The 15576-nt window shown below is 70.0% G+C and carries 13 protein-coding genes; 11 read left to right on the top strand and 2 right to left on the bottom strand.

The window, feature by feature from the left end; all coding sequences use genetic code 11:
* Positions 1-83: 83 nt before the first annotated feature.
* The 7 genes from ACZ5ZX_RS30885 (at position 84) to ACZ5ZX_RS30855 (ending at position 8815) form a co-directional block, all read left to right on the top strand.
* Positions 84-2342: a bifunctional SulP family inorganic anion transporter/carbonic anhydrase gene (locus tag ACZ5ZX_RS30885; protein ID WP_465505499.1), complete on the top strand. Its 2259-nt coding sequence runs from the start codon at positions 84-86 to the stop codon at positions 2340-2342.
* Positions 2343-2613: 271 nt separating this feature from the next.
* Positions 2614-4818 (top strand): SulP family inorganic anion transporter, encoded by a 2205-nt coding sequence (locus ACZ5ZX_RS30880; RefSeq protein WP_465505498.1) that lies wholly within the window; start codon positions 2614-2616, stop codon positions 4816-4818.
* A gap of 174 nt (positions 4819-4992) precedes the next feature.
* The gene (gene bioD / locus ACZ5ZX_RS30875; protein WP_465505557.1) at positions 4993-5709 is read left to right on the top strand and encodes a dethiobiotin synthase; all 717 of its coding nucleotides are present in this window, start codon (positions 4993-4995) and stop codon (positions 5707-5709) included.
* Between the two features lie 84 nt (positions 5710-5793).
* Positions 5794-6810 carry a biotin synthase BioB gene (bioB, locus tag ACZ5ZX_RS30870; RefSeq protein ID WP_465505497.1) on the top strand — a complete coding sequence of 339 codons (1017 nt, stop codon included), beginning with the start codon at positions 5794-5796 and terminating at the stop codon, positions 6808-6810.
* Positions 6797-7000: a biotin synthase auxiliary protein BsaP gene (bsaP, locus tag ACZ5ZX_RS30865; protein WP_465505496.1), complete on the top strand. Its 204-nt coding sequence runs from the start codon at positions 6797-6799 to the stop codon at positions 6998-7000. The genes bioB and bsaP overlap by 14 nt, the downstream gene beginning before the upstream one ends.
* Before the next feature lie 96 nt (positions 7001-7096).
* Positions 7097-7702, top strand: coding sequence for a DUF2567 domain-containing protein (locus tag ACZ5ZX_RS30860; RefSeq protein WP_465505495.1), 606 nt, complete (start codon positions 7097-7099; stop codon positions 7700-7702).
* A 45-nt stretch (positions 7703-7747) separates the two neighbouring features.
* On the top strand, positions 7748-8815 hold the full coding sequence (locus tag ACZ5ZX_RS30855) for a M48 family metallopeptidase (protein ID WP_465505494.1): 1068 nt from the start codon (positions 7748-7750) through the stop codon (positions 8813-8815).
* A 77-nt stretch (positions 8816-8892) separates the two neighbouring features.
* Here the strand turns inward: ACZ5ZX_RS30855 and ACZ5ZX_RS30850 are convergent, their stop codons facing one another.
* Both ACZ5ZX_RS30850 and ACZ5ZX_RS30845 read right to left on the bottom strand, forming a co-directional pair.
* Positions 8893-9609 carry an LON peptidase substrate-binding domain-containing protein gene (locus ACZ5ZX_RS30850; RefSeq protein WP_465505493.1) on the bottom strand — a complete coding sequence of 239 codons (717 nt, stop codon included), beginning with the start codon at positions 9607-9609 and terminating at the stop codon, positions 8893-8895.
* Between the two features lie 40 nt (positions 9610-9649).
* Positions 9650-10285, bottom strand: a complete 636-nt coding sequence (locus ACZ5ZX_RS30845; RefSeq protein WP_465505492.1) for an NUDIX hydrolase — start codon at positions 10283-10285, stop codon at positions 9650-9652.
* Between the two features lie 122 nt (positions 10286-10407).
* Here ACZ5ZX_RS30845 and nadA point away from each other — a divergent pair, with 122 nt between their 5' ends.
* The 4 genes from nadA to ACZ5ZX_RS30825 are packed head-to-tail and all read left to right on the top strand — an operon-like array spanning position 10408 to position 15173.
* A complete protein-coding gene (nadA, locus tag ACZ5ZX_RS30840; protein ID WP_465505491.1) occupies positions 10408-11418 on the top strand; it encodes a quinolinate synthase NadA in 1011 nt (336 codons plus the stop codon).
* Positions 11415-13070: an L-aspartate oxidase gene (locus ACZ5ZX_RS30835; RefSeq protein ID WP_465505490.1), complete on the top strand. Its 1656-nt coding sequence runs from the start codon at positions 11415-11417 to the stop codon at positions 13068-13070. Before nadA ends, ACZ5ZX_RS30835 begins: the two co-directional genes overlap by 4 nt.
* A complete protein-coding gene (gene nadC / locus ACZ5ZX_RS30830) occupies positions 13067-13957 on the top strand; it encodes a carboxylating nicotinate-nucleotide diphosphorylase (protein ID WP_465505489.1) in 891 nt (296 codons plus the stop codon). The genes ACZ5ZX_RS30835 and nadC overlap by 4 nt, the downstream gene beginning before the upstream one ends.
* 46 nt (positions 13958-14003) lie before the next feature.
* Entirely contained in the window at positions 14004-15173 is a 1170-nt protein-coding gene (locus ACZ5ZX_RS30825) for a S8 family serine peptidase (RefSeq protein ID WP_465505488.1), read from the top strand.
* Positions 15174-15576 lie beyond the last annotated feature (403 nt).

Here is a 15576-nt window from a genome sequence, read left to right as displayed (position 1 = left end):
TGCCCTAGTTCTTCGGTGCGCAAGCAAACCTGAGAATCCTTTGCGTAGCAGACTTTTGCGCGTCGATCCGGTTTCCTGCCCCCATGATCGACATCGTTGGTGACGAGCACGACACCGGGCCTCCGGGCCGCCGCAACCCCGCATCGACCCTCCTGAAGAACCTTCGCCACGACATCCCGGCTTCGGTCGTCGTCTTCCTCGTGGCCGTCCCTCTCTCGCTCGGCGTCGCACACGCCGCCGGAGCACCCTTGCTCGCCGGACTCGTCTCCGCCGTCGTCGGCGGACTCGTCGCGAGCCTCTTCGGTGGTTCCGCCCTTCAGGTCAGCGGCCCGTCCGCCGCGCTGACCGTCGTCCTCGCGGAGACCATCGCCACCTTCGGCTGGGCCGCCACCTGCGCCATCACCGCCGCGGCGGGCGTGGTCCAGATCCTCTTCGGCGTCAGCCGGGTCGCCAGGGCCGCGCTGGCGATCTCGCCGGCGATCGTGCACGGCCTGCTCGCCGGAATCGGCCTGATCATCGTCCTCGGCCAGCTGCACGTCGTACTCGGCGGAGCGGCGCAGGGTTCCGCGATCGCGAACGTCCTCGCGCTGCCCGGTCAGCTCGTCGGCCACCACGACCAGGCCGCGCTGATCGGCGTGGTCACCGTCGGTGTCCTACTGGCGTGGACCCGGATGCCGGATTCGGTGCGCCGCGTCCCCGGTCCGCTCGCCGCCGTCGCGGTGGCCACCGGCCTTTCCGTCGCGGCGGGGATGGACCTGCCGCGCGTCGACCTCCCGAACGGCCTGCCGGGGCTGGGTTTCGTCCCCGAAGCGCCGTCCGGTTCCTGGATGGCGATCGCCGCCGCCGTGCTCAGCATCGCGCTCATCGCCAGCCTGGAAAGCCTGCTGTCGGCCCTCGCCGTCGACAAACTGCGCGACGGGCCGCGCACCGACCTCAACCGCGAACTGATCGGACAGGGACTGGCGAACGTCGCGGCCGGCTCGTTCGGCGGCTTCCCGGTCACCGGCGTCGTCGTGCGCACCATGACCAACTTCGAAGCGGGCGCCCGCACCCGGATGTCGGCGATCCTCCACAGTGCCTGGATCCTCGGCTGCTGCCTGTTCCTGACCGACGCGCTGCGGCTGATCCCGCTCGCCGCCCTCGCCGGGCTCCTCGTCTACGTCGGCGCCAAACTCGTCAACCTCACCAGCCTCCGCGAAGTCCGCCGCCACGGCGACCTGCCGGTCTACCTCGCGACCCTGATCGGCGCGGTCGCCGTCAACCTGCTCACCGGCGTCGTGGCGGGGATCGCGGTGGGGCTCGCGCTCATGCTGCGCCGGATGCTGTTCTCCGGCATCCACGTCGAACCGGACGGCGCGCGGACCCGCGTCGTCATCGAAGGCGCGCTCACTTTCCTTTCCGTGCCAAGGCTCACGACCGTCCTCGCCGGAGTCCCCGAGCGGTCCGAAGTGACACTGGAACTCTTCGTCGACTACCTCGACCACGCCGCCTTCGACTGCCTGCGCGGCTGGCAGCGCGCGTACGAGCGCGCCGGGGGAGTCGTGATCGTCGACGAGATCGGGCATCCGTGGTTCGAACGGGGCAAGGCGGGCGTGCCGACCGTGCGGCGCGGCGTCGCGTCACGGGTGGTGCCGCGCTGGCTCGCGCCGTGGTCGGAATGGCAGGCGGAGCATCTCGAACTGCCGGGGCAGCGCGGCGGCAGTGTCCCGTTGTGCCGCGGTACTTCGGAGTTCCAGCGGCGGACGGCGCCGCTGTTGCGGCGGACCTGGGACGGACTGGCCGACGGGCAACGGCCGCATACGCTGTTCGTCACTTGCGGCGACGCGCGGATCGTGCCGAACCTGATCACCACCAGCGGGCCAGGGGATCTGTTCACCGTGCGGAACATCGGAAACCTCGTCCCGCACGCCAGTACCGAAGCGGATTTCTCGGTGGGGGCGGCGATCGAGTACGCCGTCGGGCTGCTGCGAGTGCGGGAAGTGGTGGTGTGCGGGCATTCCGGCTGCGGCGCGATGAAGGCGCTGCTCGGGGACGCGCCCACCGGATTGGCACGGCTGGGCGGCTGGCTGCGTCACGGCGAACAAACGTTGCGGCGCAGGGAAAGCGAAGGGCCGGTGCTGCTCGACGGCGCCCGTCCAGACCGCGAGGCCGATCAGCTGGCCCTGCACAACGTGGTGCAGCAACTGGAGAACCTGCGCTCGTACCCGGTCGTCGACGCCGCGCTGGCGCGCGGTGAGCTCCGGCTCACGGGGATGTACTTCGACGTCGGGAAGGCGAACGTGTACCTGCTCGACGCGGCGCACAGGTCGTTCACTTCGGCTGCTTCGCCGGTGAAGTCCTGACTGACTCCTTCGGATGCGCGTGAAGGCCCCCTTCCCTCGGCCATGGTTTGAGTGACCAGCCGGGGGAAGGGGGCCTTCACGCGCGACGCGCTTTGGGCGGGTGGCCGACCGATATTTCTCAGGATCCGGGACGCGGCAAGGCTTCTCGAAACGCCTGGGACATCTCGCGGTAACAATGCAGCTCGAAAGTGGGCCACACCACCCCTCTGCGGGACGATATTCACTCGATCAGGTGGTGCATAGCGGACAAATCACCAGTTTCCTGGTGATCATGCTGGCCACGTTAAAGAACTTCCAACCTCGCGCCGTCCTTCGGCACGACCTGCCCGCATCGCTGGTGGTGTTCCTTGTCGCCGTTCCGCTCTCGCTGGGGATCGCTCTCGCTTCGGGGGCGCCCATCGTCGCGGGGCTGATCGCGGCCGTCGTGGGCGGTGTGGTCGCCGGCGCGCTCGGCGGCTCCCCGCTCCAGGTCAGTGGTCCGGCCGCCGGACTGACGGTGATCATGGCCGAAACGATCGCGACCTTCGGGTGGGCGACCACCTGCGCCATCACCGTCGCCGCCGGCGCGTTGCAGATCCTGCTCGGGCTGAGCCGGATCGCCCGCGCGGCACTCGCGATCTCGCCCGCCATCGTGCACGGCATGCTCGCCGGTATCGGCGTCACCATCGTCCTCGGTCAGCTCCACGTAGTGCTGGGTGGATCGGCGCAGAGTTCCGCGCTCGCGAACATCGCCCAGCTGCCCGCGCAGATCATCGGCCACCACGACACCGCCGCCCTGATCGGTCTGCTCACCATCGGCATCCTGCTGCTGTGGCCGCGTTTGCCCGAGTCCGTCCGGAAGATCCCCGGACCGCTGGCCGCCATCGCGGTCGTGACCGTGCTGTCCGTGACCACCGGGATGACCCTGCCCCGCGTCGACCTGCCCGGTGACCTGCTCGCGATCCGCTTCGCTCCCGAGCTGCCCGACGGCGGCTGGGGCGCGTTCGCCGTCGCGATCATCACCATCGCGCTGATCGCCAGCGTGGAAAGCCTGCTCTCGGCCGTCGCGGTCGACAAGATGCACACCGGACCGCGTTCGAACCTCGACCGCGAACTGATCGGCCAGGGCGCCGCGAACATGACCTCGGGCGCGCTGGGCGGCCTTCCCGTCACCGGCGTGATCGTCCGCAGCTCGACCAACGTCGCCACCGGCGCCCGCACCCGCGCGTCCGCGATCCTGCACGGCGTCTGGATCCTGGTGTTCGTCGCCGCGTTCGCCGGGCTGATCCAGAACATCCCGCTCGCGGCACTGGCCGGGCTGCTCGTCCACGTCGGCGCGAAGCTGGTGAACCCCGGGCACATCAAGGTGGTCCTCAAACACGGGGACCTGGGCCTGTACCTGGTGACGCTCGCCGGTGTCGTCGTCTTCGACCTGCTCACCGGTGTGCTGCTCGGGATCGCGTTGTCGGTGCTGCTGATGCTGCGCCGCACGGTGTGGTCCGGGATCCACGCCGAACGCGACGGTGACGAGTGGCGCGTCGTCGTCGAAGGCGTCCTGACGTTCCTTTCGGTGCCGAGGCTCAGCCGGGTGCTCGCGACCGTGCCCAACGGCGCGAAGGTGACGTTGGAGCTTGTCGTCGACTACCTCGATCACGCCGCCTTCGAGAGCCTTTCGAACTGGCAGCACGGACACGAGCGCGCGGGCGGCGAGGTGATCGTCGACGAGGTCGGGCATCCGTGGTTCGCCAACGGCAAGTCCGGTGATCCCACGTTGTCCAGGACGGCCGCGGTGCGTTCGGTGCCCCGGTTCCTCGCGCCCTGGTCGGACTGGCAGGCCAAGGACGTCGAGGTGCCCGGCCAGCGCGGTGGTCCGACACTGCGCGGCGCGACCGAGTTCCAGCGGCGCACCGCCGCGCTCATGCAGCCCGCGCTCAGCAAGCTGGCGGGCGGCCAGTCGCCGCACACCCTGTTCATCACCTGCGGCGACGCCCGGATCGTGCCGAACATGATCACCACCAGTGGTCCCGGCGACCTGTTCACCGTCCGCAACATCGGGAACCTGGTGCCCGCCCGTCAGGCCGATCCGTCGATGGGCGCCACCGTCGAGTTCGCCGTCGGGGTGCTGAAGGTGCGCGAGATCGTGGTCTGCGGGCACTCCGGCTGCGGCGCGATGCAGGCGCTGGCCACCGGCGCCCCCGACGGCACGCCGATGCTGGCCTCCTGGCTGCGGCACGCCGAACCGAGCGCCCAGAGCAAGGTCTCGGTGACCCTCGACGGTGAGCGTCCGGAATCCGAGGTCAACCAGCTGGCCCTGCAGAACGTGCTGCAGCAGCTGGACCACCTGCGTGACTACCCGCTGATCGCCGAGGCGGAGGCACGGGGCGAACTGCACCTGACCGGCATGTACTTCGACGTCGGGGCCGCCCAGGTCTACCTGTCCGACGACGGGAGCCCGTCCTTCGTCCCGGTGGGTGCCGTGACCGCTTCCGGGAGCTGAAGGACGCCTTCCCCGCATGCCATGAGGTGAAAGGGCCCTTCACCCGATCACATGAGGCGAAAGGGCCCTTCACCCGATCGCATGAGGCGAAAGCGTCCTTCACCCGATCGCATGCGGGGAAGGTCCCCTTCAGCCTCCCTCCATCCCGACCCACTAAGTTCTCGGTACGTGAGCATGCTGGTCATGACCGGCACCGGTACAGGTGTCGGCAAGACGATCTCCACCGCCGCCATCGCCGCACTGGCCGCCGGTCAGGGCCGGCGTGTCGCCGTACTGAAACCGGCGCAGACCGGGGTGGGCCCGGACGAACCGGGTGACCTCGCCGACGTCCTCCGCCTCGCCGGTCCGGTCACCACCCGCGAGCTGCGGCGATATCCGGATCCGCTGTCGCCGGAAGCGGCCGCGCGGCTGTCCGGGCTGCCGACGCTTTCCCCGAGCGAGATCGCCGCCGCCGCGAGTGAGCTCGACGGCGACCACGACCTCACCCTCATCGAGGGCGCGGGCGGTCTGCTGGTCCGGTTCGACGCCGACGGCGCCTCGCTGGCCGACGTCGCCTGGTCGCTCGGCGCGCTGGTCATCATCGTGGCCGAGGCCGGGCTGGGCACACTCAACGCGACCGCGTTGACCGCCGAGGTCGCGACCAAACGCGGCCTCACCGTGGCCGGGGTGATCGTCGGTGCCTGGCCCGACGAGCCCGATCTGGCTGCGGTGTCGAATCTCGAGGACCTGCCGGTCGCCGCCGGTGCCCCGCTGCTGGGCGTGCTGCCCGCCGGGATGGGCACGGCCGAGCCCGCGGAGTTCACCGCCCTGGCCAGGGCGGGTCTCTCGCCGTGGTTCGGCGGGGAATTCGACCCCGAACGCTTCGTCGGCCGCGCGTCGGCCCAGAAGTGACCTGCGTCGCTGTGTGCGAGGCGTCCGGTCGTGCACGATGATGTGCCTTTGCTTTGCCGCCCCACCCCGAACAGGAGCCGCCTCGTGACCACAGCCCCGGAGACCGTCGACATTCTCGCCGTGGCGCGTGACCAGGTCCTCGAGCGTGGCGTCGGGCTCGGCGAGGAGCAGATCCTCGAAGTGCTGCGGCTCGACGACGACCACCTGACCGATCTGCTGGCGCTGGCCCACGAGGTCCGGATGCGCTGGTGCGGCCCCGAGGTCGAGGTCGAGGGCATCATCAGTCTCAAGACCGGCGGCTGCCCCGAGGACTGCCACTTCTGCTCGCAGTCCGGCCGGTTCCCGACGCCGGTCCGCTCGGCTTGGCTGGACATCCCCGGCCTGGTCAAGGCCGCCCGCCAGACCGCCGAGACCGGCGCGACCGAATTCTGCATCGTCGCCGCCGTCCGCGGCCCCGACAAGCGGCTGCTCTCGCAGGTCCGCGAAGGGATCAAGGCGATCCGCGAGGACGGCAACGACATCCAGATCGCCTGCTCGCTCGGCATGCTCACCCAGGAGCAGGTCGACGAACTCGTCGAGATGGGCGTGCACCGCTACAACCACAACCTGGAGACCGCGCGCTCGCATTTCGCGAACGTCGTCACCACGCACACGTGGGAAGAGCGCTGGGAGACCCTGCGCATGATCCGCGAGGCCGGCATGGAGGTCTGCTGCGGCGGCATCATCGGCATGGGGGAGAGCATCGAGCAGCGCGCCGAGTTCGCCGCGCAGCTGGCCGAGCTGAACCCCGACGAGTGCACGATGAACTTCCTCATCCCGCAGCCGGGTACGCCGTACGAGGGATACGAGGTCGTCGAGGGCAAGGACGCGCTGCGCACCGTGGCCGCGTTCCGGCTGGCGATGCCGCGGCCGCTGCTCCGGTTCTCCGGCGGCCGTGAGCTGACCTTCGGCGATCTGGGCACCAAACAGGGCATGCTCGGCGGGATCAACGCGATCATCGTCGGCAACTACCTGACCAACCTCGGCCGCCCGGCCACCGCGGATCTGGAGATGCTCGAAGAGCTGAAGATGCCGGTGAAGGCGATCAGTGACGTCCTCTGACCGACCGGCGTTCTGCGTCCACTGTGGACAGCCGTCCGAGGGCGGTGCCGAACATCCCGCCTGCCACAACCCGAGAACGGCACTCGAACCACCGCGCTACTGCACCTTCTGCGCGCGGCGGATGGTCGTCCAGATCACCCCGGTCGGCTGGACCGCGCGGTGCAGCCGTCACGGGGAACTCGCGGGCTGACTTCGCGGAAGACGCGCGCGACTCGGTGCCGGGTTGCGTGCGCTGGGGACGTCATTGGTTACGCTCTGCGCAAGCAGCGTGAGGGAGGGGTCCGGGTTGGGCGAGACGTCGGGCAAACCGGCACACCTGTCTTCCAGCGTGCCCGACCCCTGGTCGGTCCCCATGCTGCCGAGGCCGCGCCGTCCGTACCCCAAGGTCGTCGTCAAGGCCGATCTGCTGCCTGCGGTCAGCGTGCTGTCCACGGCCGGGCTGCTCGGTTTCCCGCTCGCGTGGCTGTGGGCGCGGCTCGCGCCGCCGCAGCGCATGCGGGTGATCAACGCCGAGGGTGGCCTCGCGTCACTGGAACTGGAGAGCTGGCACCGCTTCGACGACCTCGCCATCTACGGTTTCCTCGCGCTCGGCGCCGGGCTGCTGATCGGCGTGGTGACCTGGCTGCTGCGGGAGCGCCGCGGCCCGGTCGTGCTGATCGCCGCGACCGGGGGCGCGACCCTGGCGGGCTGGCTGGGCACGACGATGGGCGTCTCGTTCGCCAACGGCCGCTACGAGATCGCGGCGGCACCCGCCGTCGGCGACGTCATCATGAAGGCACCGCAGATCGAATCGCCCTGGATCATGCTCGCCGCCCCGTTGATGACCACGCTGGCCTACACGCTGCTGACCGCCTGGAACGGCAGGGAAGACCTGGGTCGTCGCCTCGGCTGACGATTTTCCTCTAGGGTGGGCTGGGACTTCTCTAGGGGGCTTTTCTTGACTGACGACATCGAGGTTTCCCGGCACAACGCCGTCCGCTTCCCCGGCATCAGCCCGCGCGCGTACGAACACCCCGTCGACCGGGGCGCGCTGGCCACCTTGCGCGCGGTACCCGGGTTCGCGCAGGTCGTGAAGGCGGTTTCGGGTTTCTACGCCGAACGCGGTGAGCGGCTCATGGCGCTGGCGTCCGCGATCCGGGTCGGCCCGAAGCAGTACCCGGAACTGGACAGGCTGCGCAACGAATGCGCCGAGACACTCGACCTCGAACGGGTGCCGAACCTGTTCGTCGCCCGCAGTCCCGAGGTCAACGCGCAGACGATCGGAATGGACGAGCCGTTCATCGTGCTCAACACCGCGGCCGTCGAGGCGATGGACCTCGCGTCGCTGCGGTTCGTGATCGGGCACGAGATGGGGCATGTGCTGTCCGGGCACGCGGTGTACCGCACGATCATGATCCGGCTGATCGGCCTGCAGATGTCGATGTCGTGGACGCCGGTCAGCGCGATCGGCATCCGCGTCGTCATCGCCGCGCTGCGCGAGTGGTACCGCAAGGCCGAACTGTCCTGCGACCGCGCCGGGCTGCTGTGCTCGCAGGACCCGACCGCGGCGCTGCGGTCGCAGATCCTGGTCGCGGGCGGCATCGACCCGGCGAAGATCGACATCCCGGCGTTCCTGCAGCAGGCGTCGGAGTACGAGTCGGTCGACGACATCCGCGACAGCTACCTGAAGCTGCGCTACGTCGAGACGATGTCGCATCCGCTGGCCGTCGTGCGCGCCGCGCAGCTGCAGAAGTGGGCCGCTTCGGAGGAGTACCGGGCGATCCTGGCAGGCGAGTACCCGCGCCGCGACGAGGACGCGCCGTCGTCGAACTGGACCGACGACCTGAAGTCGGCCGCTAAGTCGTACAAGGACTCCTGGAACAGCTCGGCAGACCCACTGACGAAGGTGTTCAGCGACGTCGGCGAGGCGGTCTCCGGGGCGGCGGGCAAGGTGTGGAGCAAGTTCGGTGGCGGCGGGAACGGATCCGAAGAGGGCTCTGAAGGGGCTTCGAAGACCGATAAGTAGCGGCTCGCGCGTGCCATGAAAGGTCCTTTCCTTGCAAAATTTGCAAGGAAAGGACCTTTCATAGCGCTTGAAGGGCCCTAGTTCAGGTTCGAAGGGCGCGTGAACTCGCCGAGTTCCCCCGGCGGCATCGGCACCGCGCCGAGGGTGTTCAGGAACCCGGCCTCGCGCGTCAGCAGGCGGCACGCGATCCGCAGCCGCCGCAGCGGATTGGTCTCCTCCAGCAGGCGCTGCCGGTCCTCCAGCGGGAGCAGGCAATCCGCGGTGAGCCGGTAGGCGAGCGCGGCGATGTCGCCGTCGTCGGGCGGGGTGGTCCAGTCGTCGGCGTGCCAGGCGGATTCGCAGTAGCGGCGGTGCGCGGCTTTGGCGACGTCGGCGAGCCTGGTCACGGTGTCGCCGTGCACGGCGGAGACCCGGTCGTCGGGCACCCATTCGACCGAGCCGATCAGGTACGGCGCGGAAACCCGGTCGATCTCCAGCAGCCGGAACCGGCGCCGCGCGGTGGTGACGACGTCGAATCTGCCGTCCGGCAGCCGTTTCGCCTCGCGCAAGACCGTGCTGCAGCCGACCTCGTGGACGTGTTCGGTTCCGCTGACTTCCCTGTTCAGCGCCGTGCGCAGGGCGATGACACCGAATTCGCGGTCCGGGATGACGTCGCCGACGAGATCCGTCATCAGCTGCCGGTACCGCGGTTCGAAGATGTGCAAGGGAAGGTGTGTTCCAGGCAGAAGCACGGTCTGTAGCGGGAACAGCGGCAAGATCGCCTTCCCGGTGGACTCCTCGCTCGGCTCGGTCACCCGTTCAAGGTACGGGGACCGGGAGGACTTCGCAGGACGGTCACTTCCGCGCGGGCGGGCGGAACACGGCGAACGGGTCGGTGATCTGCATCCCCTTGCCCGCGAAGGAGAACAGCGCCGCCGGACGACCACCGCTGCGGCCGGGCGGCGCGGTGTGCCCGGTGGGGACGAGCAGCCCGCGCCGGGACAGCACGCGCTGCAGATTCGTCGCGGACACCCGGTAACCCAGCGCAGCCGAGTACAGCCCCCGTAACGCCGAAACGGTGAACTCTTCCGGGGCGAGCGCGAACCCGAGGTTCGTGTAGCAGAGCTTCGAACGGAGCCGGTCCCGTGCGCGCAGCACGATGGACTCGTGGTCGAACGCCGTTCGCGGCAACTCGGAGACGTCGTGCCATTCGGTGTCTTCCGGGATCTCGGGGTCCACATCGGACGGTACGAGGCCGAGGAACGCCGTCGCCACGACGCGGGGGCCCGGCACCCGGTCCGGCGCGCTGAACACCGCCAGCTGCTCCACATGCTTCAACTGCCGCACGTCGACCTTCTCGGCGAGCTGCCGCCGGATGGACGCCTCGACGTCCTCGTCCGGCCGCAGCCTGCCGCCGGGAAGGGACCAGCGGCCCAGATGCGGATCGAGCGCGCGCCGCCACAGCAGGACCCGGAGTGTGTCCGAGCGCACTTGCAGGACCGCTCCCAAAACCTCGTGGGCGAGGGGGGTCTGGGTGTTAAGATGACTTCGCACGGTTTTCGATTGTAAGGCGAAAACCGGGAGTGGACAAATCGGTCCGGAGGGCCAGAACGATGACGAGCACGCTGCAGAACGACCTGACCCCGTACGGTGGCGTCGTCGCCGACGCCGCATGGGCGGAGGAGGTGCGGAGCCTCGCTCGGAAGCGCGACGCCGTCCTGCTCGCGCACAACTACCAGGTCCCCGAGATCCAGGACATCGCCGATTTCACCGGCGATTCGCTCGCGCTCAGCCGGATCGCGGCGAGCAGCGACGCGTCCACCATCGTCTTCTGCGGCGTGCACTTCATGGCCGAGACGGCGAAGATCCTGGCGCCCGAGAAGACGGTCCTGATCCCGGACGCGCGGGCCGGCTGCTCGCTCGCGGACTCGATCACCGGCGAGCAGCTGCGTGCCTGGAAGGCCGAGCACCCCGGTGCCGTCGTCGTGTCCTATGTGAACACCACGGCCGAGGTCAAGGCGGAGACCGACATCTGCTGCACGTCGTCGAACGCCGTCGACGTGGTCGCCTCGATCCCCGCTGACCAGGAGGTTCTGTTCCTGCCGGACCAGTTCCTCGGCGCGCACGTCAAGCGCGTGACCGGTCGCGAGAACATGCACATCTGGGCCGGGGAGTGCCACGTGCACGCCGGCATCAACGGGGCCGAACTGGCCGAGCGGGCCGCGGAAAACCCCGATGCCGACCTGTTCATCCACCCCGAATGCGGTTGCGCCACGTCGGCGCTGTACCTGGCGGGAGAGGGAGCTGTCGCCCCCGAGCGGGTCAAGATCCTCTCCACCGGCGACATGGTCCACGCCGCACGCGACACCAAGGCGAAGTCGGTCCTCGTGGCCACCGAGATCGGGATGATCCACCAGTTGCGCAAGGCCGCGCCGGAGATCGACTTCCGCGCGGTCAACGACCGGGCGTCCTGCCGGTACATGAAGATGATCACGCCCGCCGCCTTGCTGCGGTCGCTGCGCGAGGGTGCCGACGAGGTCCACGTCGACGCCGAGACCGCCGCCCGTGCCCGCGCTTCCGTGCGGCGCATGATCGAGATCGGGCAGCCTGGCGGCGGAGAATGACCGACCCGGTTACCGCCCTTCAGGCGAAAACTGCCCCGGTGTGGGAGGCCGCCGCCGATCTCGTGGTGATCGGCAGCGGGGTCGCCGGGCTCACCGCCGCGCTGCGCGCGCGGGAACTCGGGCTGCATGTCCTGGTGGTCACCAAGGCCGCGATTTCCGAAGGGAACACCCGCTGGGCGCAGGGCGGGATCGCCGTCGTGCTGGAGGGTGAGCACGAGCAGGGCGATTCGGTGGGCAAGCACGCCGCGGACACGCTCACCGCGGGTGCCGGGCTCTGCGACGAGGACGCCGTCCGCTCGATCATCGCCGGTGGTCCGGCCGCGGTGGCGAGGTTGCGGGCCGATGGCGCGCGTTTCGACCCGGCCGTCGAGGGTCGCGACGAACTGGCGCGCACGCGGGAAGGCGGGCACAGCGCGTTCCGCGTCATCCACGCCGGGGGCGACGCGACCGGGGCGGAGGTCGAACGGACCCTGGTCGCGAAGGCCGGTGGCCAGCGGATCCCGGTGCTGGAGCACCACATCGCCGTCGACGCGATCAGCACCCCCGCCGGCGAGGTGGTGGGCGTGACCGTCATGGACCGCAACGGTGTGCCCGGCGTCGTCCGGGCACCGGCGGTGTTGCTGGCCAGCGGCGGACTGGGGCAGCTCTACCAGGCGACGTCGAATCCGGAGATCGCCACGGGGGACGGGCTCGCGCTCGCGTTGCGCGCGGGAGCCCAGCTCGCGGACGTCGAGTTCGTCCAGTTCCACCCGACGGTCCTGTTCACTCCTGGCGCACGAGGCCGCCTGCCGCTGGTCACCGAGGCGGTGCGTGGTGAGGGCGCGACCCTGCACGACGCGACGGGCGCTTCGGTCATGCGCGGCGTGCATCCGCTCGGCGATCTCGCGCCGCGTGACGTCGTGTCGGCGGCCATCACCCGCCGGATGACGCAGGCGCCCGGCGGTATCGACGACCACGTTTTCCTTGACGCTACAGGGATCGCTGGCTTCGCGAAGCGGTTCCCGACCGTGCACGCGGCGTGTGCGGCGATCGGCCTCGATCCCGCGAAAGACCCGATCCCGGTCACGCCCGCGGCGCATTTCTCCTGCGGTGGTGTGGTGACCACTGTGGACGGACGATCCGGGGTGCGCGGCCTCTACGCGGCGGGCGAAGTCGCGAGGACCGGGCTGCACGGCGCGAACCGCCTGGCGTCCAACAGCTTGCTCGAAGGCCTCGTAGTCGGGCAGCGGGTGGCGGAGGCGGTGGCCATCGATCTCGCCGCCGGGTTGCTGGCCGACCCGCGCCGCGGTGTGCTCACGCCGCCGCGGACGGTCGCGGTGGCCGACCGCGACGCGTTGCAGCGGGCGATGAGCCGGTACGCGGCCATCGGCCGGGACGCCGACGGTCTCGCGGTCGTCGGTTCGGTGCTGGATCTCTCGGTGATCGAAAGTCCTTTGTGGACTCCGAGGATCGTCGAGGACGCGGCGCTCACCTTGGTGGCGGAGGCGTTGGTCGCGGCGGCGGCGCGGCGGACGGAGTCCCGCGGCTGCCACGTGCGGACCGATTTCCCCGAACGCGACGAGAGCAGCTGGCAACGCGGTCAGCTCATCCGGCTCAGCCCGTCGGGCCAGCCGGTGCTGGCCGATCCGATCGCTTTGGAGGGTGTGGCATGAGCGAATTCTCCCCGTGGGTGACCAAGGCGCTGGCCGAGCACGGCCTCGACGTCCCCGACGTGCACCGCGTCGTCACCACGGCTTTGGCCGAGGATCTGCGGTACGGGCCCGACGCGACGACGAACGCCACCGTGTCCGAGTCCGCCAACGCGCTGGCCGAACTCACGCCGAGGACGGCGGGCGTGGTCGCCGGGATCCCGGTGGCGCTGGCGGTGTTCGACCTGGTCCTCGGCTCCGGACTGGAGGTCATGGCCGCCCGTGACGACGGTGACCGGCTGACCGCCGGGGAACCGGCGCTGGTCGTGCGCGGTCCGGTGCGTGGCCTGCTCACCGCCGAACGCACCGCGCTGAACCTGTTGTGCCATCTGTCCGGCATCGCCACCGCGACCGCGGCCTGGGTGTCCGAAGTGGACGGTACCGGCTGCCGGATCCGGGATTCCCGCAAGACGCTGCCCGGACTGCGGTTGCTGGAGAAGTACGCCGTCCGCGCCGGCGGCGGGGTCAACCACCGGCTCGGCCTCGGTGACGCGGTACTGATCAAGGACAACCACGTCGTCGCCGCCGGTTCGGTGACCGCGGCGCTCGCCGCGGCCCGTGAGCACGCGCCGGAACTGCACTGCGAGGTCGAGGTCGACGACCTGGCCCAGCTGGACGAGGCGCTCGCCGCCGGTGCCGACGAGGTGCTGCTCGACAACTTCACGCCGGGGGAATGCGCGAAGGCCGTCGACAGGCGTGACGAGGTCTCCCCGAAGACCCGGCTGGAGTCCTCTGGCGGATTGCGGCTGGACGTCGCGCGGGCTTACGCGGAATCCGGTGTGGACTTCCTCGCGGTCGGGGCGCTCACCCATTCCTCGCCCGCGCTCGACCTCGGGATGGACCTGCGCTGACCCGGAGCACTAGAATTTCCTTGTGTGACAAGGAAATTCTGGAGGAATGGTGGGTTTTGCCGGTAAAAGTGCCGTCGCGGGGAGTGCTGCTTTCGTGGCACTGCTGGGCGCACCCGTCCCGGCGAGGGCGGTCGCCGACCAGTGCGCGAACCCGACGGGCACCTATACCGCCGCCGTTCCCTGGGGTCAGCGGCTGATCGATCCCGCGCGGATCTGGCCGCTTTCGCGTGGCACCGGCCAGCTGGTCGCGGTGATCGGCACCGGCGTGGACGGCGGCAACCGCCAGTTCGCCGACGGCCAGCTCGTGGGCGGACAAGGCACCGAGACCGACGATTGCGACGGCCGGGGCACGATCGCCGCCGGGATCGTCGGCGCGCAACCGGATCCGTCCACCACGTTCGCCGGGATCGCGCCCGGGGTGAAGCTCCTGCCGCTCCGCTACACGCAGGTGAACGGCGGTGGCGATCCCGGCCAGCTCGCGTCCGCCATCGAAACCGCGCTGAACCGCGGCGCCGGGATCATCCTGATCGCCGTCCCGGCCGCTTCGGACAGCCCCGCGCTGACCGGCGCGGTGTCGCGCGCCAGGGAGAAAGGCACGCTGATCGTGTCTCCCGCCGCGGGTACGCAGCAGGGGCAGACGTCCTACCCGACCGCCACGCCCGGCGTGCTCGCGGTGGGGTCGACCAACCAGGCAGGTGAGGCGGTGCAGCCGGAATCCGGCTCCTACCTGGGGATTTCCGCTCCCGGCGCCGAGCTGGTCAGCACGTCGGCAGGCGCGGGCGGGACGGTAGCGCACCGGTGGCCGGTGAGCGATCCCAGCCTGGCCGCCGCGCACGTCGCCGGCGTCGCCGCGCTCGTGCGCGCGTATCACCCGGAGTTGTCGCCGGAGCAGGTCGTCGCCCGGCTGACCCTGACCGCGCACCGCGGCCCGAGCGGCGGCCACGATCCGCGCCGGGGTTGGGGTTCGATCGACGCCTACGCCGCCGTTTCCGCCGTCATCCCGGCCGGTACGCCGGGGCCGGGCGGGCCGCCGAGTGTCGGTCCGGAGACCGTCGTCGTCCCCGCGGCCGCCCCGGCACGCGGAGGCACGGACAAGGTTTCCGGTGTCCTCGCCATCGCCGGGGTGGCCGCGGCCGTCGCGGCGGGTGTGGTGGTGGCGGCGGTGCGGCGCGGCAAGCGCCGGGGCTGGCGGCCTTCGCGGTTCGTGGAGCGGTGACGAGCTTTCTTTTGCGCGCGTGAAGGCCCCCTTCCCTCGGCTCAACCGAGGGAAGGGGGCCTTCACGTACTTCAAGGGTGCGCCGTTGAGGGTAGGCGAGGGGCTCCCTGATGAGGCAGTGCGCATCCCGACTGTCCACAAGGGACAGTTTTCGATCAATTGATGTCTACCTGTACGGTCCTGAACAGGGGTCGTGAGTGCTGATTAGAGTTATTGGCCTGTAAGGCGGACTTGGCGTGTTGCGTGCGCTATCGGCTCGCGCCGCGGTCTGATGTCTCCAATGCCACAGTGGAGACATGATCGGCAGCAGCGGCTTCGGGAGAACGCGCAGCTGGGGTGTCGGTCACGACAACTTTGCCTTATCCCTCAACAACCCTCAGTACCACTCGCGACCTCAGTGCCT

The sequence above is a fragment of the Amycolatopsis sp. NPDC033938 genome (assembly GCF_055575975.1).
This window is presented reverse-complemented; position numbering and strand designations above follow the sequence as displayed.

Excerpts from the sequence above, each read along its gene's own strand:
- ACZ5ZX_RS30880 (WP_465505498.1), top strand. The coding sequence starts at position 2,614 with ATGCTGGCCACGTTAAAGAACTTCCAACCTCGCGCCGTCCTTCGGCAC.
- ACZ5ZX_RS30835 (WP_465505490.1), top strand. The coding sequence starts at position 11,415 with ATGACCGACCCGGTTACCGCCCTTCAGGCGAAAACTGCCCCGGTGTGG.
- nadC (WP_465505489.1), top strand. The coding sequence starts at position 13,067 with ATGAGCGAATTCTCCCCGTGGGTGACCAAGGCGCTGGCCGAGCACGGC.
- ACZ5ZX_RS30825 (WP_465505488.1), top strand. The coding sequence starts at position 14,004 with ATGGTGGGTTTTGCCGGTAAAAGTGCCGTCGCGGGGAGTGCTGCTTTC.
- nadA (WP_465505491.1), top strand. The coding sequence starts at position 10,408 with ATGACGAGCACGCTGCAGAACGACCTGACCCCGTACGGTGGCGTCGTC.
- ACZ5ZX_RS30885 (WP_465505499.1), top strand. The coding sequence starts at position 84 with ATGATCGACATCGTTGGTGACGAGCACGACACCGGGCCTCCGGGCCGC.
- bioD (WP_465505557.1), top strand. The coding sequence starts at position 4,993 with ATGCTGGTCATGACCGGCACCGGTACAGGTGTCGGCAAGACGATCTCC.